Origin of the sequence: Mesorhizobium sp. 1M-11, assembly GCF_001303895.1 — a bacterium.
Lineage (GTDB): Bacteria > Pseudomonadota > Alphaproteobacteria > Rhizobiales > Rhizobiaceae > Mesorhizobium.
In genome coordinates this window covers 243380-265235 of sequence record NZ_LJSD01000011.1, presented here as the reverse complement: position 1 = coordinate 265235, position 21856 = coordinate 243380, and the positions used below count along the sequence as shown (strand labels likewise).

The following is a 21856-nucleotide window of genomic DNA, read 5'->3' as shown; positions in this document are numbered from 1 at the left end:
GGGCCGGACATTACCGGGACCGCGTCACCAGTCAATTAATGGTGGCGGCATGATGAAGGTTCTCGACCTCTTCAGCGGCGTTGGCGGCTTCAGTCTTGGACTGGAACGAACCGGAGGCTTCGAGACCGTCGCCTTCTGTGAAATCGACGCGTTCCCGCGCAGCATCCTACAGCGGCACTGGCCAAAGGTTCCTTGCTATCATGACATCAGATCCATCAGCGCGGACGTCCTGGAACGCGACAACATCAATGTCGATGTTATCTGCGGAGGCTTCCCCTGCCAAGACGTGTCAATTGCAGGACGAGGAGCCGGAATTGACGGCTCCAGAACAGGCCTCTGGCGGGAAGTCATTAGGCTCGCTGAAGAGATCAATCCGCGATACCTCATCCTCGAAAATGTCTCAAAAATTCGGTCTCGCGGACTGGAGCACCTGCTCATTGCACTCGATGAGATCGGGTACGATGCGGAGTGGCATTGTATCCCCGCTGCCCATGTTGGCGCGCCTCACCGTCGTGACCGTCTCTGGATCATCGCTCACCGGAAAAGCGACGCACTCGGTCCCGACACCCACTTCCTCAGACCATATCCGTCGAACATGCACATCGACGGAGGCACTGAACTTCGAGACCAACAAGAGCGTGTCCCTGGATCGTTGGCTTGGTGGAGTTCCGAACCCGCCGTGGAGCGAGTGGTTGATGGGGTACCGAGCAAACTGGACGTTGCCCGATTGAAGGCGATCGGGAACGCCGTCGTGCCGTTCATCCCGCAAATGATCGGAATGGCCATCCTCAAAGCTAAAGCCGAAGGGGAGACTCACAGCCCGTCCGATCGATCCGCTCCGAGTATTGGGTCCACTCCACGGATCGATCGGACTAGCGACGGAGCAAGGGAGTGAACAGTGACCGTATCAACCTCGGAAGACGAAAGCAGGAGGGGACCCCCAAATGTCAGATCAACCTCAGAAATCGCAAAGCCGGTGCTGGACGCCATGGAAGGAATACGTCTTCGGCGGTGGTAAGCATGCTCCTTGTGAGCCGCATCGCAACGGGGACGTGTCATGATCCCCGCCGAGACCGTCGCGCAAGCTCATTCTGCCTCGATCCTCGCTACCGCCTATCTGTGCGGCGCCTCGGCGACGACGCTGAAGCGCAAGGGCAGCGAACTTAATGGCCCTTGCCCCGCCTGCGGCGGACGCGACCGGTTCTGGCTGAACGAAGCCGAGAATGTCTTTTTGTGCCGCGCTTCAGGCGAGGCCGGCGACGCTATCGTGCTGATCCGCCACAAGCATGGATGCAGTTTCGCCGAGGCGGTCGAGATGCTGACCGGCGAGCGCCCGGTGCCTGCGGCAACGCATGCGCCGGTTTCAAAGGACGAAGACAACAAGTTCCGCGAACGGGCGCGCAGGGATGCCTGGGATATCTGGCGGTCCGGAAGGTCACATGATCCGTCACGTGGCGGCCATCTCGTCGTTCGCTATCTGGCCATCCGTGGCATCGCCATGCCGGACTGGCACATCAGGACGCTGCGCGAAGTCGAGAACCTTGCCTATTGGCATAAGCGGAAAGGCGACCAGCACAGCACGATCATCCATCGCGGTCCCGCCATGCTGGCGGCGATCACCGGTCCGGACGGCCATTTCATCGGCGTGCATCGCACCTGGCTCGACCTCTCTCGGCCGAATGGCAAGGCGGTCATCGCCAACCCGGATACCGGCGAAGTGCTGGACGCGAAGAAAGTGAAAGGCACGCAGCGGGGCGGCAAGATCGTGCTGCGGGATGGCGAACCCGGCACCGGACTGGCGACGGGGGAGGGCATCGAAACGGTGTTCTCCTGGCGCGAGCTGCGCGACGACCGGACTTCGACGCTGTGGTGCGGCATCAACCTCGACAACATCTCCGGCAAGGCGACGGGCCAGATCCCGCACCCTTCGCTGACCATCAAGGACACGCTTGGCCGGGTGCGCAAGGCGAAAGTCGGCAGCCATGAACCCGACCTGACCGACGCGCGATGCCTGACACTGCCGGCCGGCATATTCAGCCGCCTGACGCTGATCGGCGACGGCGACAGCGACCGCTTCTCAACGCAGGCGGCGATGCTGCGCGCCCGAAAGCGCCATGCGCTCACCGTTCCGGATTGCCGGATCGATTGGGCCGACGACGGCGCGGACTTCAACGACATGTTGCGCCGGTTGCGTGAGCGCCGGCCGGATAGGGCGGTGGCGTGATGAGTATTTCCGGCTTTGAGACACCAAGCGCGTTCGAACCCGTCTATCGATATTCGGTCAAGTGCGACCGCGAGACCAATCTGGCGATCGAGCGTGCGGCGCGCGTCGCCGGCATCAGCTCGAACGAATTCGTCCAAAGCCATTTCGAAGGCATTCTGGAGGTGACGCTCACTGTCCAGCCCGAGCCGGACAATACGGCGGCCGAACTGGCGTTGGCCCGGTCGGTCGGCATCACCGTGACGCAACTGCGCGTTCATACGGCCATGAAGGCGCAGGCCAGCCCGCGCGGCACCTTCTCCGGCGGCGTCACCGCCATCCATCAGGCCACGAACATCCCCGTGCCGACGATCCGGGTGATGTTGCACAAACTGATCAAGATCGGGCTGGTGCGCCGCCTGAAAAGCGCCGTTGGCGGCGCCGTCTCTTCCTATCACGTCGTTTCGCTGGGAGACGACCGTTGACCATCCACGCCTATCACCAGTTCCTCGACGCCAAGCGCCAGGTCGATCCCGACAGCGGTATGGAGAAGGTGCGGGACCTGCCCGACTTCCTGTTCCCGCACCAGCGCGACATCACCCGGTGGGCATTGCACCGCGGCCGGGCCGCCATCTTCGCCGGCACAGGCCTTGGCAAGACATTGATGGAACTGGTGTGGGGGCAGGAGGTCGCGCACTTCACCGACAAGCCGTCCCTGATCTTCGCCCCGCTCGCCGTCGCGCCGCAGCATGTCGACGAAGGAGCCGAACGCGGCATCCAGGCAACCATCGTCACGAAGTCCGGCGTCGACGATGTCTTGCAGCTCACCAATTATCAGAAGCTCGACCATTTCGAACTGGATCGGTTCGGTGGCGTCGCGCTGGACGAAAGCTCGATCCTCAAAAGCCATGACGGTCACTACCGGACACGATTGATTGCCGGCGTGCAGCGGCATCGTTTCCGGCTGGCGGCGACGGCAACGCCTGCGCCGAACGATTTCATGGAGCTTGGCAATCACGCCGAATTCCTCGGCATCATGTCGCATTTCGCCATGCTGGCGACCTTCTTCACGCATGACGGGTCCGACACCAAGGCGTGGCGGCTGAAGGGACACGCGGAAGACGACTTCTGGCGCTGGATGGCGTCATGGGCGGTGATGCTGCGCAAGCCGAGCGATCTCGGTTATCCCGACGACGGCTATGACCTGCCGCCGCTGATCAAGCGGCTGCATGTGGTGCCGACCGAAGGCAGCCATTGGACGCCTGACGGTCAGTTCTCCATGCTGCCGGTACAGGCCAAGACCCTTGCCGAACGCGGCCATGCCCGCCGCTCTTCGCTCGAAGCGCGCATCGCCAAGGCGGTGGCGCTCACGCCGCCCGATGAACCTTACGTCTGGTGGGGCAATCTCAATGCGGAGACCGAAGGGGTAGCCAAAGCCATTCCAGGCGCTGTCGAAGTGCGCGGCACCGACCATGACGACTGGAAGGAAGAGAAGCTTAGGGACTTCAAGGCCGGCAAGATCCGCGTGCTGGTGACCAAGGCCTCGATCTGCGGTTTCGGCATGAACTGGCAACACTGCCGCCGCACCGGCCTGATCGGCATGAACGACAGCTGGGAGCAGGTCTATCAGATCATCCGCCGTTTCTGGCGTTTCGGCCAGCGGCTACCGGTGACGGCCGACTTCATCGCCGCCGACACCGAGGGCGCGGTGATCGCCAACCACGACCGCAAGGAACGTGACGCCGACCGCATGGCAGAAGCCATGGTCCGGCACATGGCCGATCTCTCCAGCCTCGCCGTGCGCGGCGCTGCCCTGGAGCGTCACGACTATCAACCGAAACAGAAACTCATCCTGCCGGCATGGGAGGAATTCGCGTGATCACCCCTTTAATCCTGATTGCGGGCTGGATGGCCGGAGCCGTCCTGTTCGCGCGCTACCTGATGCGGTTTGCGGGCAAGCCGGTCAACTCGATCGAAGTCGGCGCGCTCTGCTTTGTGTCGGCGCTCTGGCCAGTGCTTTGGCCATGCATCGCCTGGATGCGGAGGATCTGATGGGGCGCGATATTTTTGTTTTCGGCTCCAATCTGGCGGGCCGACACGGCAAGGGCGCGGCCCTGTGGGCAAGGGATAACTGCGGCGCAGTCTACGGACAAGCCGAGGGCCTTCAGGGTGACAGCTACGCCATTCCGACGAAGGACGAGCGGCTTGCAACGCTCCCTTTGTTTCGCATCCGCAACCATGTCCACCGGTTCAAGCGCTTCGCACGCGAGAACCCGGAACTGGTGTTTCGGCTGACGCCTATCGGGTGCGGTTTGGCGGGATACAGGCCGGCCGACATTGCCCCGATGTTCGACGACGCGCCGTCCAATGTGGTGCTGCCTGCCGATTTCACCGCCGTCATCGGGAGCGCAGGCTGATGCGCACACTTCCCACCATCAACGCCGTCGACCAGGACGTGACGGACCGCTACGCGATCTATCATGGCGATTCATGCGAGCTGATCCGGGCCATTCCCGACGACAGTGTCCAGTTCGGCGTGCACTCGCCGCCCTTCGAAGGCCTGTACAAATTCAGCGGCTCCGAGCGCGATCTTTCCAACTCGGAAGGCGGCGACTTCTGGACGCATTATCACTTCCTGATCGCCGAGATGCTGCGCATCACCATGCCCGGTCGCATCCAGGCCGTGCATGTCATGCAATTGCCGGCCTCTAAAATCCGCGATGGCCATATCGGCATGAAGGATTTTCGCGGCGAGGTCATCCGGGCATGGCAGGATGCCGGATGGGTCTTCCATTCCGAAACGATGATCCGCAAAGACCCGGTTGCGGCACAGCATCGCTCGAAGTCACACCGCCTCCTGCACAAGCAGTTGGTGAAGGATTCGACGATCGTCGGCTCGACGCTGGCCGACTACATCGTTGCCTTCCGCAAGCCGGGCGTAAATCCCGAGCCGGTCGCCGGCTGCCTGAAGCGTTATGTCGGCGCCGGTACCGGCCCGGATCAGGCCAAGTACACCACCGATCATGACAACCGGAACTGGTATTCGATCGAGGTCTGGCAGCGCTATGCCGAAACCGTGTGGATGGACATCCGCCAGCAGCGCACGCTTCAGTACCTGACGGCGCGTGACGGCAACGACGAGGCGCATATCTCGCCGCTCCAGCTCGACGTGATCGAGCGTTGCATCGATCTCTGGTCTAACCCTGGCGACATCGTGTTCACGCCGTTCCTCGGCATCGGTTCCGAAGTGTGGGCGGCGGTCCAGTCCGGCCGGCGCGGCATCGGCTTCGAGCTGAAGGACAAGTATTTCCGGCAGGCGCGCGTGAACATGCGGCGCGATCCCGAGAAGGTCGAGGCCGACGCGCTGGCGTCGATAGGCGCGACATCGGATGCCGAGCAGCCGGACGACGCCGGCAATGACGTGGAGGCCGCTTCCTGATGGCCCGTGTACACGCTTGCCTTGAATGCGCCAACCCCCGGCCGGAACGCAGCGAATTCTGTTCGACGCGCTGCCGCCAGAAGTTCAACAACCGGCGCAAGCTGCGCGGTGCCGAGCTTTATGACCTCTACATGGCACTTCGCTTCGAGCGCGACGAGGCAAAGCGTCTCGGTGTCTTCCAGCTGATCAACCGCATGGCTTCGAACTTCCGGCAGGAAGACAAGGCCGAGCGTGACGGCCGGCGCTCATGGCGCAAGACGCAGGCGGTGATCGAGGAGCGGCCCTATCTGCGCGCCGTCGTCACCCATGTTCGTATCGGCAGACCGGGGGCGGCACGATGATGCGCGTCCTCGTTTGCGGCGGCCGAGATTATACAAACCGCATTCTGGTGTGGCGTACGCTCGACGGTCTTCAGGCGATCCACGGGCGCCTGACGATCATTCAGGGTGGTGCGTCGGGCGCCGACCAGCTTGCGCGTCATTGGTGTTATCGCAAAGCGCACTCCGTGCTGATGATCAATGAACCGGCCGATTGGCGGCGTCGCGGCCGCGCCGCTGGCCCGATCCGCAATCAACGCATGATCGACGAGCATCGACCGGAACTGGTCATCGCTTTTCCGGGCGGCAATGGCACGGCCGACATGGTTGAGCGCGCGAAAGCGGCCGGTATCCCAATTCAGGAGATCAGGTAAATGGACGGTTACAGCTCTCCGGCTGACATCGAGCCCGATCCCGAGGAAGCGAAACAGCAACTGCTCTTGGCCTGCTCCAAAGAACCGGAGACCGACATCGGCAACGGTCGCCGGCTGCGGCGTCGCTTCGGCGACCTTGCCGAGCAGCATCTCGGTGCCGCCAGCCATATCGCCATCCATGTCGCCAATATCGGCTGGCACATCTATGACGGAAGCCGCTGGAAAGAGGATGTCGACGAATCGCTGGTGCGCCGGCTGGTGCATCGCGCGGCCGAGGCGATCCGCAAGGAAGCCGAGCTGATCGAGGCGACCGAGGAAGAGCTTGCCGTCATCAGTGCCGGCGAAGTGGCATCCGAGGCGCTTGAAAGCTTCCTGTCGAAGGGCAAGAAAAAGAAGCTTCCGACGCCGGACGATCAGCGCTTCGTTAAGGATCAGCAAGAGGCGATCAAGGCGGCCGAGGCCGTCTATGGCCTGATCGAAGATCGCCGGTCGGCGCGGCGCCGGCACGCGAAGTCGACTGCAGGCTCGTCGAAGCTCACCAACATGATGTCGGAGGCGCAGCCCTATGTATCGCGTCTGGTCAGCGACCTGAACCCCGATCCCCTTTTCGTCAACTGCCGCAACGGCACTATCGAGTTTCGCCAGGTCGAGGTCGAGGATCAGGAAAGCGAGCCGGACGATCCGCGCATGATCACGGTCTGGAAGGCCTTCCTGCGCGAACACCGCCAGGAAGACATGATCACGAAGCTGATCGAGGCCGAGTGGCAGGACGGTGTGCGGCCGTCGACGGAGGAATTCGACAAGTTCCTGATGAAAGTGCAGCCGGACGCGGAAATACGGCACTTCCTCCAGCGCTTCGCCGGATACCTGTTGACCGGCCTGACCGTCGAGCAGGTGATGCTGTTCTTCTACGGCGCCGGTCGCAACGGCAAGTCGACCTTCCTCGACCTGCTGTGCTTCATCCTCGGCGACTATGCCGTCACGCTGTCGATCGAAAGCTTCAGCGGTGACAACAAGCGCGGCGGCGGCGAGGCGACGCCAGACCTTGCCCGCCTGCCTGGCGCGCGCCTTGTGTCGGCTTCTGAGCCGGAAGCCAACGTCAAGCTGAAGGATGCCCTGATCAAGACGCTGACCGGTGGCGAGAAGATCCCCGTCCGGCGCCTGCACAAGGACTTCTTCGAGGTCGAGCCGCACTTCAAGATCATCCTGTCCGGCAACCACAAGCCGCGCGTCGACGACGATTCGGACGGCATCTGGCGCCGCCTGCTTTTGGTGCCGTGGCTGATCCAGATCGACAAGGCGGCGGTCGACAAGATGCTGTCTTCCAAGCTGCGCAAGGAGGCTGCCGGCGTCTTCGCCTGGATGGTCGAAGGGGCGCTGGAATACCTCAACCACGGTCTGAACACGCCGAAGCAGGTGACGGCCGCCAGCGAGGAATACCGGCAGGAGAGTGACGGCATCGGCACGTTCATCCGTCTCGCCTGCGTGGTGACCGGTGACACCAAGGACCACGAAGAGCCGTTCGATCTCTACGTCGCCTTCGAGAATTTCGCCGACAGGGAAGGCGTGTTCAAGGTGACGCGCTCGACCTTCGAGAAGCGCTTTTCAAAGGCGACCGAGCGCGCCTTCGAAGGGCCGGACGGCCAGATGCGGCAATTCAAGCGGCACCGCTCGAACGGCAAGACCGTCTATCAGGGGATCACCATCCATCCCGATTGGCGACCTGGGGCAGGGGATGGCTCGCATCATCATCCGCATGAGGATGAGCGTTGATGCGTCATCTAGTTCCGCCCGCTGGCTACCCGATTGCTGGTCAGCCAGTTGCGGCGCAGCGGCTTAGAATTCTCATCGGCTGCGAAACGAGCGGTATCGCTCGACGCGCCTTCGCCGCGCGCGGCCATGATGTTTGGTCCTGCGACATCGAACGCGCCGAAGACGGAAGCAACCGACACATCATTTGCGACATCCGCGATGGAATTCTGAACGAAGGATGGGACTTGCTTGCGGTGATGCATCCGCCCTGCACCCGGCTTTGTCGGTCTGGTCGCCGATGGATGAGTGGGCCGGGGGCATGGACGCCCCCAAAACGTCTGCCGTCCGGCCGCACATGGGAAAGCATGAAGGAAGAATTCGAGGAAGGCGTTTCCATCTTCACGACGTGCTGGGAAGCTCCAATCGAGCGAATTGCCCTTGAAAATCCGGAGATGAACGATCTGGCACGCGCGCGCATGCCGGATGACCTGCCCGCCGCGCATATCGTGCAACCCTATTGGTTCGGTCATCCCGAATTCAAGGCGACGGGCTGGTATCTGCGCAATCTTCGCGAGTTGCGACCGACTGAGATGCTGGAGAAGCCGGAACGGGACACTGCCGAGTGGCGACAGTGGAACCGCGTCCACCGAATGTCGCCAGGTCCAGAACGCGCACGCCTGCGCAGCCGATCCTTTCCGGGGATGATGGCTGCCGCTGCAATTCAGTGGGGCGGATGATGAGAAAGCGGCGCTCCGGTAGGGATTGGGGAGCAGTATCGGGTGCCAAACTACGCTCGCTCTGCATTCACTCCCATTCGCGCGTGCTGAAGATATCGCAATGCATGGAGGCGCTGCTGTGAGAGACGATCCCTGCTTTCGTTGTACTCTGCCGGAATGTGACGCTGCTTCAGCGCAGTGCCAGCTTCGCAAGCTGAGCAATCATTACAGCCGCAAGCTTCATAGGGGTGAGCATGCACTCATTACCGATCAGGAGCGCGAAGCCGCAAACGAGATTTTTCATATCTGGCATCTCGACCGCTCGGCCGAGGCGGCCGAAGGCGGTCGTCCTTACAAGCGGTGGGAACGTGAGAGCCGCATTCGGCGCGGCCGTGAGGATGCCAGCGCATGAACGGCGACCTTATCACCTCGGTTTCCCTCTCCCCATTTTCAGGCTGGCGTGCCTGGATCGCGCTTTCCTGCACTTTTTGGCAGGGCAGCAAGTGCCGATGCCGCTTACCTGCTTTCGGATGTGCACTTCAAAAGGGTTGGGAAATCAATGGTTTGTGCCGTTAGTGCCGATAGTGCCGATGACTGCGCCTCACATGTGCGCGTGATGTGAACAGGGGATAGGGGACTGCATGCCTTCATGTGCGTTGCCGTTGGTCATCCGCACTATCGGCACTTGCGGCCCTATCCCTTCTTTTTTGCTTGCGAAAGCAAGCAGTTAAATTCTGAAAGGACAGTGCAGATGTCAAAAAACAGTGCAGATAGTGCAGAACCCGGTTTTGTGAGGAGCAAATTGCCGTTTCTGCCGCGCAATGCGGCAGGAAAACGCTATGGCCCGGTCGAGGATGTGATTGCCTGGGCATGGCGCGAGGAGCTGCCGAAGACCGGACCGCATCTGAACGGCCCCATGCCCTACGGTTCCAGTTGGGCGAAGACCGACCGCTTTGCCGAATATCTCACGCTCGTTGACAGCTACGGCATCGTTCCCGATTTCTCGGCAGGGGAGTGGCCACACCACGACGCGGTGCTGATCGGCGGTGCTGTCATGGCGCTGGATGAACTGGTGCTGGAGCTTCCCGAGGATTGGCGCCCCGCTCCGGAACTGGACGCGTTCGGCGGCCTTGGTGCCAAGGCGGTATCCGATGCATGGCGAAAGATGACCGTCGAGCGCGAAGGCGGCGCAATGGCGCTGCGGCTGAAGCCATCGGAATTGATCATCCGCCGCGCGATCATGGGCTACGACACCGAGGCCATGAAGATCGACGATGTCGAAAAGCGGCACGAGGCGTTTGGCAGCGGTCAGGACAAGTGGTTTGTCCGCAGGCATCAGACTGTTCTCGATGGCGTCAATGCCGATGGCACCGAGCGGACGAAGATCGTAAACGTCGAGGTGGACGGATGGAGCAGCCGGACGCGCCGTCCTCTTCCCGGTGCATACCGTAAGCCATACCTCGATCCCGAGCCGGTTGCCGCGATCATCGCTCGTGCCGAACACGAAATCTGGCTATCGGCACTATCGCTGGTAGTCGATGACATCGCGCGGCAACTTAGCGATGTGGTGATGATGTCAACTGCCGTACCCGCAGCGCCGTGGCTGGTTGTGAACAAGGCACGCTCGCTTCCCGATCTGGTGACGGCTGCACGCCTGGAGCAGGAGGAGCGTGAGCGCCACGAAGCCGCTCTTGCGGCGCGCTTTCCACGCTGGTTTCGGCGGCTTCAAAAAATCACCCCTGCGCCCGCTTGACTGCGACCGAGATTTGGAGGATCACTTGTCACGGATAAAAAGATTGATCACCCGCTTCGGCAACGAGGCGGGTTTTTCATTTCAGGAGGTACGGCGATGTTTCAGGCTGATGCTTCCGACTTCCTGCATCTGAGCAGGGCAATCGCCAAGCTGCCGGATGAGATCAAGGCCAAGGCCTTTGCCCGTGCCGCATCCCGCGTATCGGAGACTGCCCGTTCGCGGTTGATCAAACGGCAGGCGCCCCGGCTGAAGTTGCCGCAGCATCTGATCCGTGAGCGGACCACCGCGAAATTCAACGCTGGTGGCAACACCGCCGAGGTGGTCCAGAGATCGAACTGGATCAGCCTTTACAAGCTGGGTGCACGGCAGAATGCCAAGGGCGTTGCGGTTCGTGCACGCGGTTCGTACCGCCACGCCTTCATCGCCAAGATGGCCAGCGGACATGCAGGCGTCATGATGCGGGAAGGCAGCGAGCGCCTACCGATCCGCGAGTTGTTCGGACCGAACCCGGCTCACGACATCACCAACAACGAGAGCGTCTATCTCAAGCTGTTGGCCGAGGTGATCGAGGAGACCTTGATGCCTCGCTTCCTTCATGAGCTTGGGCGCCTTCTGCCCTCGGCCTAGACCGCCCGACCCAACGGGTCCTTCCCCGCCACCGCCCCCTTACGGGCCGGGGCGACCCCGAAATCTCGCTAGTCAGCCCCCTCAAAAAGCTGACCTGACAAACCTGACGGAAGACCATGACGACCTTACAACCAGCCGGAAGCGATGGATCGCTGCCGCCGGCTGGCGGCGGCGTGTGGATTTCGATCTCGGACCTTGCCAAGCGCAAGGGCATCCATCGCCAGTCCGCCAAGGAGAGGGTCGATCGCCTCGTCGAGCGCGGCGTGCTGGAAACGCGTTTCCAGGGCCGTTCGCGCATGGTCGATCTCGCTGCTTTCGACCGTGCAGTCGGGCAGGTCGGCGACAGCGCCAAAGAGCAGGCCGAGGAGACGAAGCGGCAGATCAACATCGAAGAGACGCCGCCGCGTCTGCGCGACGCCCAAACCGAGCGCGCCCAATACGAGGCCCGGCTAAAGGCCCTCGACCTGGCTGAACGCCAAGGCGAGCTTGTGCCGATCAAGGACCTCGATCGTGCCTTGGTCCGCGCGGCCACGGCCATCACGCGGGTTCTGGATCAGTCGCTCAGCTGGAGTTCGGACCTCGCCGAAGCTGCGGCGAACGGCGGACAGCCTGCGGTCAGCCGGGTGCTGCGGCAAAAGGGTCAAGCGCAGCGGCAAGCCGTTGCCAAGGCACTCGCAGACCTGGTTGAGGCCGGCAAGCTCGAAGAGGCCGAAGGCGGCACTGAAACAGAGCTGTTCGAGGAATAGCCGATGCGCGTGCGTTTCCCGCGATCCGCTCTGGCTATCGTGGCCGGTGCGCTTGCCGCCGTCATCTCGCCTTCGGAGCGTCTTGCTCCTTCGGCTTGGGCGCAGGAACATCTGGTTGTTCCGGACGGCCCGAAGGCCGGTGAAATCTGGGATGCGGGCCTCACGCCTTACATCCTTGAACCGCTTGACATGCTCGGCATGGACAGCGGCGTCAACGAGATCGCGGTGAGGAAGTCGGCGCAGACCGGCTTCACCATGATGCTGCTGGCATCGACGGCGCACTACATCGATCAAGATCCTTGTCGGATCATGATCGTCCAGCCTACCAGCGGCGCACTGGCTGACTTCAACCGCGAGAAACTCTCGCTGGTCATCGAGAAGTCGGAACCGCTCAAGAGCAAGGTTCACAGCCAGACATCGCGGCAGGCCGGCGCTTCGACCGGAACGTCGAAGGTCTACCCCGGCGGCTCGCTGACGCTGGCCATCGCCACCTCGGCGGCGGACCTGCGCAGTAAGACGATCAAGGTCGCGCTGCTCGACGAGATCGACGAATACCCGGACGATCTCGACAATCAGGGCGACCCGCTCGTCATGGTCGAGGCCCGTCAGGAGTCGTTCCTGATGTCGGGCGACTGGAAGCGCGCCAAGGTCTCGACGCCGACGATCAAGGGCGATTCCAAGATCGATCAGGCCTTCGAAGCTGGCGATCAGCGATACTGGTTCATGCCTTGCCCCGGTTGCGGCGAGCAGTTCCACTTCGTCTTCGACCGCAAGCATTTCAAGTTCGAAGAGGTCTACCCGTTCAAGGCGCACTACGTAACGCCGTGCTGCGGCTCGATCGTGGAAAGCCACGAGAAGGTCGCCCTGATGAAGAAGGGGCGGTGGATCGCCACCGCCGCGCGTCCCGGCGCCTATCCGAGCTATCATTTCGATGCTCTGACATCGCCGTTCGTGCCTTGGGAAAAGATCGCGCAGCGCTTCGTCGAGGCATCCGGCGATCCGAAGAAGCTGAAGGCGTTCTATAACCTGACGCTCGGTCTAGCCTTCGACGTGAAGGGCGATGCACCCGATCATGTGCAGCTGATGGCCCGCCGCTCGCCGGAGCTGAAGAAGGGCCACATCCCGCCGCTCGGGCTGGTGCTGGTCGGTTCCGCCGACGTGCAGATGAATGGCATCTGGTATGTCATCAAAGCCTATGGGCCGGACCGCCAGTCATGGCGCGTCGATGCTGGTTACATTGCCGGCGCGACCGACGATCCCTTTTCGGGTGCGTTCTCTGCGCTGGAGGAAATACGCCAGCGCCGCTGGCCCGACGCCTTCGGCGGAACGCGGCAGGTCGATGCCTTCGGCGTGGACAGCGGCTATCGCAGCCATGTCGTCTACACATGGGTTCGCGGCAAGGCGGCGACTTTCGCCCTGAAGGGTCTCGACGGCTGGTCGCGGCCTGCGCTCGGGCAGCCGACGCCGGTCGATATCGACTTCAACGGCAAGCGCATCCGTAGCGGTGCCATGGTCTGGGGCGTCGGCACATGGTCGCTGAAGGCGGCATTCTATGCCGACCTCGCGAAGCAAGGCGGCGCCGATGGCATGCAGCTGACATTCCCTGCAGGCTATTGCCACTTCGGGGGCTGGATGGATGAAGTCTACTTCCGCCAGATCACGTCCGAATATCTCGGCAACGAGAACTATCGCGGTCGCATCCGTCGCGTCTGGTTGGTCCGGAGTGGCGAGGAAAACCACCTGCTCGATTGCGAAATCTACGGTGCGGCACTGGCCGATTACCTGGGCATCTCGCGCATGACGGAAGAGCAGTGGCGCACGCTGATCGCCGATCGCGGTGTGCCGGACGAAGTGAAGCTGCCTGACATGTTCGCTCCGGCGCCAATGAAGGCGCAGACCAGCGCGCAGCCGGCGGACACAATGAAGAGCGAACGGGCACACGATAGCGGCGACGGCGTCGCGGATAGCTGGTGGAACAACGACTGATGGCCTGGACACAAGACGATCTCACAGCGATCAGCGCCGCCATCGCCACAGGCGCGCGCAAGGTGCGCTTCCAGACACACGAGACGGAATTCCGTTCGCTCGATGAGATGCTGCGCATCCGCGACCAGATCAAGGCGGAAATCGACGGCACCACGACCGGCGGCCTGATCGTCGTCGAATACCAGAGCGGTACCTGATGAACATCCTCGACAAGACCATCGCGGTCTTCGCGCCTGGGATGGGCCTGAAGCGCGCCAATGCCAGAGCGATGCTGGATCAATACCGCGAGCGCGACTATGCGGCAGCCCGCAATGGTCGTCGCAATCGCGGCTGGCGCTCCCGCTCGACCTCGGCGAATGTCGAGATCGCCGGGGCGCTTTCGTCGCTGCGCGATCGTGCCCGCGAATTCGTTCGCGATAGCTGGCAGGGGCAGCGCATTCTTGATGTGCTGGTCTCGCACGCCGTCGGCACCGGCATCACGGTTGTACCGAACACCGGCTCCGACCGTGCAGACAACCGCTTCCGCATGCTGTGGCAAGACTGGCTCGGCGGCGCCGATGCGGAAGGCGTCATGGACTTCGGAGCCATGCAGGCGCTTGCCGTTCGCTCCATGATCGAAGGTGGCGAATCCGTGCTGCGCTTCATCGATCCCAACATCGATCAAGCTGGCGGCCTTGTGCCGCTCTGGCTCCAGGGCCTGGAAGGAGACCAGATCGACAGCACCAAGGATCGCGGCCTGTCGGGCGACAACTTCAGGCTTGGCGTCGAGCTTGGCGACTATCACAGGCGGCAGGCCTTGTGGCTGCATCCCGAGCATCCCGGCGACATGACGCTTGCCGGCGCCCGCAATTCCACGCGCGTGCCGTGGAACGATCTCTGCCACCTCTATCGCCCGTTGCGGTGGGGACAGATAAGGGGGGTCTCGTGGTTTTCCGCCATCCTTCTCACCGGCAAGGAAGATCAGGATCTGATCGAGGCAGCCATCGTCCAGGCGCGCACGCAGGCAAGCTTCGCCGGTTTCCTGAAGCGGCAGCCCGGCGGCGTGAACGTACTGGCTGCCAAAAAGGATGAAGACGGCAAGAAGATCACCAAGATCGAGCCGGGCACTATTGCCGACATCGGCGATTCCGACATCGCTTTTGCCAATCCGTCATCGCAGTCGTCGTTTCAGGAAATCCACGTCGCGGCCATGCAGGGCATGGCGGCCGGCGCCTGGATGACTTACGACCAGCTGACCGGCGACCTGACACGCGCCAACTATTCGTCATTGCGGGCCGGCAAGATCGAATTCCGCCGCCTCGTCGAGCAATTGCAGTGGGGCATCCTGGCGCCGCGCATGGTCATGCCGACCGTCCGCCGCTTCACAGGCCGCGCCCTGCTGGCCGGCATGCTGCCGCAGCGCAGGGGCGGCTATCCTGTCGATCTCATCATGCCGGCGAACGAGCCGATCGATCCGAAGAAGGACATGGAAGCCGACATCCTGGCAGTCCGAAGCGGGCGCATGTCGCCGCAGGAATTCATGTCTTCCTGGGGTGTCGACTGGCGCAAGAGCCTCGAAGACGCGGCGGCCTTTTTCGCCGCGGCCGACAAAGCCAAGGTCACACTGGATATCGATCCGCGCCGGCCGGCGCAGGGTGGCCCGCAACGCGTGGAAATGGAGCAACAGCCATGAGCACGATCATCCGACTGCCGCAGATGATGCGCGACGCCGAGGTCCGCGCAGGATCGTTCGACGAAGTCGCTTCCACCGTGGAAGTCATCTGGACCACAGGTGCCACCTTCCGCCGTGTGACTTGGGAAGACGGCGAGTTCGACGAGGAGTTGATCGTCAACGCGAAAAGTGTCCGCCTCGATCGCCTCAATGCCGGCGCGCCGCTGCTCGACACCCATAGCAAATGGAGCCTTGCCGATGTGCTTGGCTCCGTCGTTCCCGGTTCTGCACGCATCGAAGGCGGCAAGGGCTTTGCCCGTGTCCAGCTATCGAATTCGCCCGACGCCGCCGACCGCGTAGCTAAGATCAAGGAAGGCGTGGTGCGAAATATCTCGGTCGGCTACCGCATCCATGCCGTCGAGAAGAAGGAGCGCGCCGGTCAGATCGCCGTGCATCGGGTGATCGATTGGGAGCCATGGGAATTGTCCGCCGTCCCGGTCCCGGCCGATGCCGGCGCGCAGTTCCGCAGCGCGGATGCTGAAACAGGCCTCTTCGCCTGCAGGGTCGACGCCGATCCTGACACGATCAATGCCAATCAGCGCCTGCGCCGCGAAATGCGCATGCGCTCTTATGGAATGGGCAACCGCTAGCCGGTTGCTCAATCGCCGCCTTTTGGCGGATGCCCGACAATCTGCCTTCTCGGGCGAGGCGCACTCTGGAGACACATCATGAGAAAGCTGCTGGAGAAACTCCGCAGGCTGGAGGCGCGCGCCGCCGCAAAGCTTGCCGAGATCAAGGACGATACGAGCGCCGACGCCGCACGCGCGATCGAAGATGAGCATAAAGCCATCCTCGACCAGATCGGCGCTGTGCGCAGTGCGATGGATCGCCTCGCCGAGGTCGACGAGGAAGACGACACGGAAGAGGAAGACAACAACCGTCAGCGCACTGGCGGCGCCGATGACCTCTCCACGCGCGCTGCCGACATCGTCGGTATCGCGGCACTTGCCCGCCGCCAGGGCGTGGAGCTGACGACCGAGGAAGAGCAGACAGCAATCCGCTCCGGCACTTCGCCGCAGGCGTTCCGTGCACAGCTGTTCGATCGCTTGGCCGAACGCTCCCGCTCGACGCAGACGACCCCCGGCGCGCAGATCGGCCAGGACGAAACCGAAACGCGTCGTTCTGCCCAGATCGAGGCATTGGCCTATCGTTTCGGCGCACCGCTGCCGCAGGCCGGTCCAAGCCAGCAGGCGCGCCAGTACATGGAACGCGGTCTGGTCGATATCGCAGCCGACGCGGTCAACTTCCGTGGCGGCCGCATGCTCAATGCCCGCCAGGTCGACGATCTGTTCTCGCGTGCCGGCTCGCTGTCGACTTCCGACTTCCCCATCATCTTCGAAGGCGCCATCAACCGCACCCTCGAAGGCCGTTACGCTCTGGCGCAACCGACCTACCGCCGCATTGCGCGGCAGCGCAACTTCCGTGACTTCCGTCCGGCATCCGTGGTCAAGGTCGGTGATTTCCCGCTGCTCCAGCGCGTGCTGGAAACCGGCGAAATCAAGTATGGCGCCTTCAAGGAAGGCAAGGAAACCGTGCAGGCGTTCTCCTATGCCATCGCGTTGCGCGTTTCCCGCAACATGCTGATCAACGATGACATCGGCGCCATTGCCGACATGTTGTCGAGCTATGGGGATACTGTCGCGCTCTTCGAGGAAATCACCTTCTACACGGGTGCCTTCAACGGCAATCTGGCTGACGGCAAGGCGGTATTCCATGCCGATCACAGCAACCTTGCTGCGGCCGGCACCGTGATTGACGTCGATAATGTCGGCAAGGGTCGCGCCGCAATGTCGAAGCAGAAGAGCATCGGCGACAATCCGCTGTTGCAGAACCGTGCCCGCATCCTGCTCGTCGGTCCGGACAAGCTGACGGAGGCGGAAAAGCTGGTCGCGTCGATCACGCCGGCAACCGTGTCGAACGTCAATATCTTCTCCGGTCGCCTGGAGCCGATCGAGACGGGCATGATCACCGGCAATGCCTGGCATCTGTTTGCCGATCCCGCAACCGGTTCCAACTATCGTTGGGGCTATCTGGACGGATACGAGGCACCGCGCGTCCGCACGGATGAGCCTTTCGGCCAGCAGGGTTTCGCCATGTCGGTCGAGCACGACTTCGGCGTCGGCGCCACCGACTTCCGCTTCGGCTGGAAGAACCCCGGCGCATAACCCGCCTCTATCGATCTTGCCGGCACGCCGCGCGCCGTGCCGGCAATCATCGTTCGGCGCGCGTTTCCGTTTTCAAGGATCTGACCCATGAAGAACTTCGTTCAACCGGGTGATGCCATCGACATCACCGTGCCGGCCGGCGGCGTTGTCTCCGGCACGCCTTTCATTTCGGGCGGTCTCGTCGGCATTCCCGGCGTGACGGCGGCAGCTGGCGCCCTGGCAACCATCCACCTCGAAGGCGTCTATGATCTGCCCAAGGTGCAGGCGCAGGCCTGGACCCTCGGCGCCAAGGTCTATTGGGACGCCGCAGCCTCGCTGGCAACCACCGTCGCCACCGGCAACACGCTGCTCGGCTATGCCGCCGATGTGGCAGCCAATCCTTCGAACACTGGTCGTGTTCGCCTCGGTACGCCGGTCTGATGATGGCAGCCCTCTTTCGACGGCTGGCTGACGTTTCGCGGTCAGTCGTCGAAACCGTAAACGGAGACGAATGCACGGTTCGTCCCGTCGACAAGGTCGGCGGCCCGAACGGCAAGCCGGCGTGGTCGACGGAACGGCCGTCCTATGAGGTCAAGGCCTGTTTCTATCAGGATAGCGATAGCCAGCGCCTCGACGATCCCCGCCCGATGATGCGGCCGGGGCTTCAGGTCACGACCAACCGGGCTGGGCCGATCAGGGCCTCGATCCGGCTGTACGATCCGGCGAAGCTGCGCACCGACGACATATTGCACCGGCACTTCGACGCCGCGTTCTTTGAAGTTACCGCGATCGATCCCGATGGCCTCGGCGGCGCCATGCTGACGCTGGCGGTCGCAAAACAGATCGGACCACTCTGATGCTTTCCGCAGAAGCCGCGCGGCTCGCCGCGATAGAGGTGTTGTGCCCGACTGCATCGCTGGCGAGCAATTCCGACTATCCGACGCTTGCCGGACGCAATGTCCTCGACTCGCGTTCCACGGCACTCCAGGACCTGGACAGGGACCGCGAGTACACGCCGACCGTTGCGCTGCACACCAGATCGTCATCGGTGTCACGCCGGGGCGATGCCGCCGACGCAGCCGACAGCGAATGCAGCACCGAAATCGAGATCGTCTGCGAACTGGCAATCGCGGCTCGTGACGAAGGCGGTCCGGACTATGCCGACGCCATGGCGGGGGACGATCCCGACGCGCGGCTCGTCCTTGCGGCGCTGACCAGCCAGGTCCGCAACCTGCTGGAATTCAGCCAGGGCGGCTTCCTGTTTCGCGACACCATCATCGGCATCCGGAAGATCGAGGAAGAAGCGTTCGGCGTGCCGGAATTGGGCCTGCGCTGGCAGCGCACGACGATGCGTCTTTCCGCTGTGATCGAGGACGATCGTTTCGATCAGCAGCACGGCGGCATGCCGGAGCCGATGGCGACCCTGTTCAAAAAGCTGCCAGACACTTCCTATGCCAAGCACAAGCTTGCGCAGCTGGCCGGTATCTTTGCCGCCGACCCACGTCCGCCGCTTGCCGGCGTTGCGGCATTCGACAACCCGGCCGCCGATCCGGCGACCGACAACCCCATTCTTTGGACAGGAGCGCCCCATGCTTGAACGCTACAGGCTCGCCAGCGACGCGCTGAAAGTGCCGATGCCGGACAGGAACGGCAGGCTTTTCAGCACCGATGGGGAGACCGTCGACACCGAACATCCCTTCTACGCGGCGCTGATCGCGGACGGAGACATCGTCAAGGAACCACAGCCCGCCGCTGGCGGCCAACGCAAAGGGAAAGACAATGGCCCTGTTTAATACCATCCCCGGCAACATCGTCGCGCCGATCGTCACCTTCGAGGTGAACAGCGGCGGCCAGTTCGAGAACAGTTCGCGGCTTCTCTTGATCGGCCACAAGGTGGCGGCCGGCACCGCGACGCTCGACCAGCCAGTCGCGTGCCCATCGACCATCGAAGCGCGTGCCTTGTTCGGCGCCGGCTCCATGCTCGACGACATGGTACGGATCGCCCGCCGCAACGCGCCGGCACAGGAAATCTGGTGCCTGCCGGTGACGGAGACGGGCACGGCCGAGGTTCGCACCATCACCGTGGCGAACGTGCCGGCAAACGGTGGTGTCGGCGTGATCGAGATTGCCGGCGAGCCTTTGGCCATCACCATCGCAGCCGGCGATACGGTCAACAGTGTCGCGGCCGCGCTTGCCGCTGCGATCAACGGGTATTTCGATCCGTTGACGGAGGCATCCTTGCCCTTCACGGCGGTTGCTGCCGCCGCAGTCGTGACGCTGACCGCTCGCCACAAAGGGCTGGTGATTACGGATGTCGATGTCTTCGTCCCGGTGCTGACCGGTACGAACGCTTTCGCGGGAGCCGCCTTGACGTTTGCGACGACCACGCCCGGCGCCGGCTCGCCCGATCTGTCGGCGGGCCTTGCCGCGCTCGGCGACGATCCCTTCGACTGGATCGCCTCGCCCTTCGCCGACGCCAACAATGTCGGGCGCTACAAGGCGCTGCTGTCCGATATCTCCGGCCGCTGGGCGTGGAACCGGCAGGTTTATGGCCATGTCGTCTATCCGATCACCGATACGGTTGCGAACATCACCACGGCCGGTCTCGCGCAGGATGATCGCCACATCACCGCCTTGCCGCGTCCTGCCTCTGGCGGCAACGCGGAACCGTCCTGGCAGTGGGTTGCCGGCGTCCTGGCCCGCATCACGCCGTGGCTGGCCGACGGTGCCAACGGCAACGTGTCGCGCAACCAGACCGGCCTTGTCGTCGAAGGTCTTTCGCCGCCGCGTGACCGCTCGAAGTGGTACGGCTACGCCACGCGAGACTCCTTCCTCCGGTCCGGCATCTCGACATGGTCTGTCGATCAGGCGGGGCGGGTACTGGTCGACAAGATCATCACCATGCAGCGCACCACGCTCGGCGTGACGGATACGACCTTCCGCGACCTCCAGAAGATCGGCCAGCTGGTCTATGCGCTGCGCAAGTTCCGCACCGCGCTCACCATCGAACACGGTCAGAAGGCCATCGCCGACGACAACCCCGGCAACGTCCAGGCGATTTCGACGCCGCGCGATATCCAGGCGACCTTCGTGCACACATACCAGGAGATGGTCCTGACAGGTGTGCTGGAAAACCTTGACATGGCGGCGCGTCAGCTGCGCGTGCAGCGCAATGCCGACAACCCGAACCGCGTCGACATCTACGCGCCGCTGGACATGGTCAACCCGCTCGACGTGATCGCCACCAATGCGGTGATCTATTCGCAGTTCCGCGCCGCAGCTGCTGCCGCGTAAGGCCTGCTGCTGCATCAAATCGGCCGGCTATGCCGGCCATCCCCTCACAACCTGAAAGGACACTTCCATGGCCGGACGCGATTTCGGCGGCAAGATCAGGGTAACCGGCTCGACCGGTTACAACCTCTCGCTGCGTGGAACCATCACCATTCTCGGCGCGCATCAGTCGAACGATGCCGTCACCAATCAGGACGGCCGCGCCGACCGGATCATCACGCCGGATGCGCCGAGGGCCGAACTGGTCTTCGCCGATGATGGCCTGGACTTCGACGATCTGCTCAACGCCGACCGCCACAACATCACGATCGTCGAGGAAAAGACGGGCGTGACGCATCTGTTCACCTCGGCATTCTGGACCGGAAAGCCTTCGTCCAATCGCATCAATGGCGAGCTTTCGCAGCTCGGCATCTGTGCGGACAGCTATCAGAGGCTTGGCTGATGGCTGACAAATCCGTTCCGCTGTCGAAAAAGTATCAGGTTCACGGTGTCGCTTTCGACAGCCTAACGGTCCGCGAGCCGACCGGCGCTGAATACTGGTCGATCGGACCGATTGCCGAGTGGCAACCGACCGGGGATGGAACCGTCATGGTTTCACACCGGGATGCGCTTCGCTCCTATGCCGAACGTCTTGTCGAGGCGCCTGCCGGAGCGACCGCACCGGCCATCCTCGCCGTCCTTTCATTGGCGGACACACTCCGCATCGAGGGTGCGCTGAAGGGTTTTTTTACCGAAGCGGTACGGTTGAACGAGCCGCCGACCTCCTGATCTGGCGCGCGCAAAAGGGCATAGGCGACGTC

The 21856-nt window shown here is 62.8% G+C and carries 28 protein-coding genes; 27 read left to right on the top strand and 1 reads right to left on the bottom strand.

What is annotated here, in order from left to right:
• The first annotated feature begins 52 nt into the window (after positions 1–52).
• The 10 genes from dcm to AO692_RS04995 all read left to right on the top strand — a co-directional run bounded on the left by dcm (position 53) and on the right by AO692_RS04995 (position 8103).
• Complete coding sequence (gene dcm / locus AO692_RS05035; RefSeq protein WP_244483257.1) at positions 53–895, top strand: DNA (cytosine-5-)-methyltransferase; 843 nt, start codon at positions 53–55, stop codon at positions 893–895.
• 162 nt (positions 896–1057) lie between these two features.
• Positions 1058–2224, top strand: coding sequence for a CHC2 zinc finger domain-containing protein (locus AO692_RS05030; protein WP_054308938.1), 1167 nt, complete (start codon positions 1058–1060; stop codon positions 2222–2224).
• Positions 2224–2685: a hypothetical protein gene (locus AO692_RS05025; RefSeq protein ID WP_054308937.1), complete on the top strand. Its 462-nt coding sequence runs from the start codon at positions 2224–2226 to the stop codon at positions 2683–2685. Before AO692_RS05030 ends, AO692_RS05025 begins: the two co-directional genes overlap by 1 nt.
• Positions 2682–4079: a DEAD/DEAH box helicase gene (locus tag AO692_RS05020; RefSeq protein ID WP_082407218.1), complete on the top strand. Its 1398-nt coding sequence runs from the start codon at positions 2682–2684 to the stop codon at positions 4077–4079. Before AO692_RS05025 ends, AO692_RS05020 begins: the two co-directional genes overlap by 4 nt.
• The gene (locus AO692_RS33090; RefSeq protein ID WP_161808041.1) at positions 4076–4252 is read left to right on the top strand and encodes a hypothetical protein; all 177 of its coding nucleotides are present in this window, start codon (positions 4076–4078) and stop codon (positions 4250–4252) included. Before AO692_RS05020 ends, AO692_RS33090 begins: the two co-directional genes overlap by 4 nt.
• The gene (locus AO692_RS05015) at positions 4252–4617 is read left to right on the top strand and encodes a hypothetical protein (protein WP_054308936.1); all 366 of its coding nucleotides are present in this window, start codon (positions 4252–4254) and stop codon (positions 4615–4617) included. The genes AO692_RS33090 and AO692_RS05015 overlap by 1 nt, the downstream gene beginning before the upstream one ends.
• Complete coding sequence (locus AO692_RS05010; protein ID WP_054308935.1) at positions 4617–5639, top strand: DNA methyltransferase; 1023 nt, start codon at positions 4617–4619, stop codon at positions 5637–5639. Before AO692_RS05015 ends, AO692_RS05010 begins: the two co-directional genes overlap by 1 nt.
• Positions 5639–5980 carry a DUF2116 family Zn-ribbon domain-containing protein gene (locus tag AO692_RS05005; protein WP_054308934.1) on the top strand — a complete coding sequence of 114 codons (342 nt, stop codon included), beginning with the start codon at positions 5639–5641 and terminating at the stop codon, positions 5978–5980. Before AO692_RS05010 ends, AO692_RS05005 begins: the two co-directional genes overlap by 1 nt.
• A complete protein-coding gene (locus AO692_RS05000) occupies positions 5977–6330 on the top strand; it encodes a DUF2493 domain-containing protein (RefSeq protein WP_200911707.1) in 354 nt (117 codons plus the stop codon). Before AO692_RS05005 ends, AO692_RS05000 begins: the two co-directional genes overlap by 4 nt.
• Complete coding sequence (locus tag AO692_RS04995) at positions 6331–8103, top strand: phage/plasmid primase, P4 family (protein WP_054308933.1); 1773 nt, start codon at positions 6331–6333, stop codon at positions 8101–8103.
• 8 nt (positions 8104–8111) lie between these two features.
• On the opposite strand, the gene AO692_RS33920 is transcribed toward AO692_RS04995, so the two are convergent.
• Positions 8112–8282 (bottom strand): hypothetical protein, encoded by a 171-nt coding sequence (locus tag AO692_RS33920; protein WP_348271445.1) that lies wholly within the window; start codon positions 8280–8282, stop codon positions 8112–8114.
• A gap of 165 nt (positions 8283–8447) precedes the next feature.
• On the opposite strand from AO692_RS33920, the gene AO692_RS33915 reads away from it, so the two are divergent.
• From AO692_RS33915 to AO692_RS04915, 17 genes are all read left to right on the top strand, one after another.
• Positions 8448–8819 (top strand): hypothetical protein, encoded by a 372-nt coding sequence (locus AO692_RS33915; protein ID WP_348271444.1) that lies wholly within the window; start codon positions 8448–8450, stop codon positions 8817–8819.
• A gap of 118 nt (positions 8820–8937) precedes the next feature.
• The gene (locus tag AO692_RS32665; RefSeq protein ID WP_152979720.1) at positions 8938–9210 is read left to right on the top strand and encodes a hypothetical protein; all 273 of its coding nucleotides are present in this window, start codon (positions 8938–8940) and stop codon (positions 9208–9210) included.
• Between the two features lie 237 nt (positions 9211–9447).
• Positions 9448–10551 carry a hypothetical protein gene (locus AO692_RS04985; RefSeq protein ID WP_152979719.1) on the top strand — a complete coding sequence of 368 codons (1104 nt, stop codon included), beginning with the start codon at positions 9448–9450 and terminating at the stop codon, positions 10549–10551.
• A 96-nt stretch (positions 10552–10647) separates the two neighbouring features.
• Positions 10648–11178: a phage tail protein gene (locus AO692_RS04980; RefSeq protein ID WP_054308931.1), complete on the top strand. Its 531-nt coding sequence runs from the start codon at positions 10648–10650 to the stop codon at positions 11176–11178.
• A gap of 116 nt (positions 11179–11294) precedes the next feature.
• Positions 11295–11924: a hypothetical protein gene (locus tag AO692_RS04975; RefSeq protein ID WP_054308930.1), complete on the top strand. Its 630-nt coding sequence runs from the start codon at positions 11295–11297 to the stop codon at positions 11922–11924.
• 3 nt (positions 11925–11927) lie between these two features.
• Positions 11928–13910: a terminase gpA endonuclease subunit gene (locus AO692_RS04970; RefSeq protein ID WP_054308929.1), complete on the top strand. Its 1983-nt coding sequence runs from the start codon at positions 11928–11930 to the stop codon at positions 13908–13910.
• Positions 13910–14107 carry a hypothetical protein gene (locus tag AO692_RS04965; RefSeq protein WP_054308928.1) on the top strand — a complete coding sequence of 66 codons (198 nt, stop codon included), beginning with the start codon at positions 13910–13912 and terminating at the stop codon, positions 14105–14107. The genes AO692_RS04970 and AO692_RS04965 overlap by 1 nt, the downstream gene beginning before the upstream one ends.
• Positions 14107–15582 carry a phage portal protein gene (locus AO692_RS04960; protein WP_054308927.1) on the top strand — a complete coding sequence of 492 codons (1476 nt, stop codon included), beginning with the start codon at positions 14107–14109 and terminating at the stop codon, positions 15580–15582. The genes AO692_RS04965 and AO692_RS04960 overlap by 1 nt, the downstream gene beginning before the upstream one ends.
• Positions 15579–16211: an HK97 family phage prohead protease gene (locus AO692_RS04955; protein ID WP_054308926.1), complete on the top strand. Its 633-nt coding sequence runs from the start codon at positions 15579–15581 to the stop codon at positions 16209–16211. The genes AO692_RS04960 and AO692_RS04955 overlap by 4 nt, the downstream gene beginning before the upstream one ends.
• 78 nt (positions 16212–16289) lie before the next feature.
• Positions 16290–17786 (top strand): hypothetical protein, encoded by a 1497-nt coding sequence (locus tag AO692_RS04950; protein ID WP_054308925.1) that lies wholly within the window; start codon positions 16290–16292, stop codon positions 17784–17786.
• Between the two features lie 87 nt (positions 17787–17873).
• On the top strand, positions 17874–18206 hold the full coding sequence (locus tag AO692_RS04945) for a DUF2190 family protein (RefSeq protein ID WP_054308924.1): 333 nt from the start codon (positions 17874–17876) through the stop codon (positions 18204–18206).
• Positions 18206–18622 carry a hypothetical protein gene (locus AO692_RS04940; RefSeq protein WP_054308923.1) on the top strand — a complete coding sequence of 139 codons (417 nt, stop codon included), beginning with the start codon at positions 18206–18208 and terminating at the stop codon, positions 18620–18622. The genes AO692_RS04945 and AO692_RS04940 overlap by 1 nt, the downstream gene beginning before the upstream one ends.
• Positions 18622–19362: a hypothetical protein gene (locus AO692_RS04935; RefSeq protein WP_054308922.1), complete on the top strand. Its 741-nt coding sequence runs from the start codon at positions 18622–18624 to the stop codon at positions 19360–19362. Before AO692_RS04940 ends, AO692_RS04935 begins: the two co-directional genes overlap by 1 nt.
• Positions 19355–19558: a hypothetical protein gene (locus tag AO692_RS04930; protein ID WP_054308921.1), complete on the top strand. Its 204-nt coding sequence runs from the start codon at positions 19355–19357 to the stop codon at positions 19556–19558. Before AO692_RS04935 ends, AO692_RS04930 begins: the two co-directional genes overlap by 8 nt.
• A complete protein-coding gene (locus AO692_RS04925) occupies positions 19545–21059 on the top strand; it encodes a phage tail sheath subtilisin-like domain-containing protein (protein WP_082407217.1) in 1515 nt (504 codons plus the stop codon). Before AO692_RS04930 ends, AO692_RS04925 begins: the two co-directional genes overlap by 14 nt.
• 67 nt (positions 21060–21126) lie before the next feature.
• Positions 21127–21498, top strand: a complete 372-nt coding sequence (locus AO692_RS04920; RefSeq protein WP_054308920.1) for a phage tail tube protein — start codon at positions 21127–21129, stop codon at positions 21496–21498.
• On the top strand, positions 21498–21824 hold the full coding sequence (locus AO692_RS04915) for a phage tail assembly protein (RefSeq protein ID WP_054308919.1): 327 nt from the start codon (positions 21498–21500) through the stop codon (positions 21822–21824). The genes AO692_RS04920 and AO692_RS04915 overlap by 1 nt, the downstream gene beginning before the upstream one ends.
• The last annotated feature ends 32 nt before the right edge of the window (positions 21825–21856 follow it).

What these genes read in the sequence shown, in the direction of transcription:
- dcm (WP_244483257.1), top strand. Translation starts at nt 53, where the DNA reads ATGAAGGTTCTCGACCTCTTCAGCGGCGTTGGCGGCTTCAGTCTTGGA.
- AO692_RS05030 (WP_054308938.1), top strand. Translation starts at nt 1,058, where the DNA reads ATGATCCCCGCCGAGACCGTCGCGCAAGCTCATTCTGCCTCGATCCTC.
- AO692_RS05025 (WP_054308937.1), top strand. Translation starts at nt 2,224, where the DNA reads ATGAGTATTTCCGGCTTTGAGACACCAAGCGCGTTCGAACCCGTCTAT.
- AO692_RS05015 (WP_054308936.1), top strand. Translation starts at nt 4,252, where the DNA reads ATGGGGCGCGATATTTTTGTTTTCGGCTCCAATCTGGCGGGCCGACAC.
- AO692_RS05010 (WP_054308935.1), top strand. Translation starts at nt 4,617, where the DNA reads ATGCGCACACTTCCCACCATCAACGCCGTCGACCAGGACGTGACGGAC.
- AO692_RS05005 (WP_054308934.1), top strand. Translation starts at nt 5,639, where the DNA reads ATGGCCCGTGTACACGCTTGCCTTGAATGCGCCAACCCCCGGCCGGAA.
- AO692_RS05000 (WP_200911707.1), top strand. Translation starts at nt 5,977, where the DNA reads ATGATGCGCGTCCTCGTTTGCGGCGGCCGAGATTATACAAACCGCATT.
- AO692_RS04995 (WP_054308933.1), top strand. Translation starts at nt 6,331, where the DNA reads ATGGACGGTTACAGCTCTCCGGCTGACATCGAGCCCGATCCCGAGGAA.
- AO692_RS33915 (WP_348271444.1), top strand. Translation starts at nt 8,448, where the DNA reads ATGAAGGAAGAATTCGAGGAAGGCGTTTCCATCTTCACGACGTGCTGG.
- AO692_RS04985 (WP_152979719.1), top strand. Translation starts at nt 9,448, where the DNA reads ATGTGCGTTGCCGTTGGTCATCCGCACTATCGGCACTTGCGGCCCTAT.
- AO692_RS04980 (WP_054308931.1), top strand. Translation starts at nt 10,648, where the DNA reads ATGTTTCAGGCTGATGCTTCCGACTTCCTGCATCTGAGCAGGGCAATC.
- AO692_RS04975 (WP_054308930.1), top strand. Translation starts at nt 11,295, where the DNA reads ATGACGACCTTACAACCAGCCGGAAGCGATGGATCGCTGCCGCCGGCT.
- AO692_RS04970 (WP_054308929.1), top strand. Translation starts at nt 11,928, where the DNA reads ATGCGCGTGCGTTTCCCGCGATCCGCTCTGGCTATCGTGGCCGGTGCG.
- AO692_RS04965 (WP_054308928.1), top strand. Translation starts at nt 13,910, where the DNA reads ATGGCCTGGACACAAGACGATCTCACAGCGATCAGCGCCGCCATCGCC.
- AO692_RS04960 (WP_054308927.1), top strand. Translation starts at nt 14,107, where the DNA reads ATGAACATCCTCGACAAGACCATCGCGGTCTTCGCGCCTGGGATGGGC.
- AO692_RS04955 (WP_054308926.1), top strand. Translation starts at nt 15,579, where the DNA reads ATGAGCACGATCATCCGACTGCCGCAGATGATGCGCGACGCCGAGGTC.
- AO692_RS04950 (WP_054308925.1), top strand. Translation starts at nt 16,290, where the DNA reads ATGAGAAAGCTGCTGGAGAAACTCCGCAGGCTGGAGGCGCGCGCCGCC.
- AO692_RS04945 (WP_054308924.1), top strand. Translation starts at nt 17,874, where the DNA reads ATGAAGAACTTCGTTCAACCGGGTGATGCCATCGACATCACCGTGCCG.
- AO692_RS04940 (WP_054308923.1), top strand. Translation starts at nt 18,206, where the DNA reads ATGATGGCAGCCCTCTTTCGACGGCTGGCTGACGTTTCGCGGTCAGTC.
- AO692_RS04935 (WP_054308922.1), top strand. Translation starts at nt 18,622, where the DNA reads ATGCTTTCCGCAGAAGCCGCGCGGCTCGCCGCGATAGAGGTGTTGTGC.
- AO692_RS04930 (WP_054308921.1), top strand. Translation starts at nt 19,355, where the DNA reads ATGCTTGAACGCTACAGGCTCGCCAGCGACGCGCTGAAAGTGCCGATG.
- AO692_RS04925 (WP_082407217.1), top strand. Translation starts at nt 19,545, where the DNA reads ATGGCCCTGTTTAATACCATCCCCGGCAACATCGTCGCGCCGATCGTC.
- AO692_RS04920 (WP_054308920.1), top strand. Translation starts at nt 21,127, where the DNA reads ATGGCCGGACGCGATTTCGGCGGCAAGATCAGGGTAACCGGCTCGACC.
- AO692_RS04915 (WP_054308919.1), top strand. Translation starts at nt 21,498, where the DNA reads ATGGCTGACAAATCCGTTCCGCTGTCGAAAAAGTATCAGGTTCACGGT.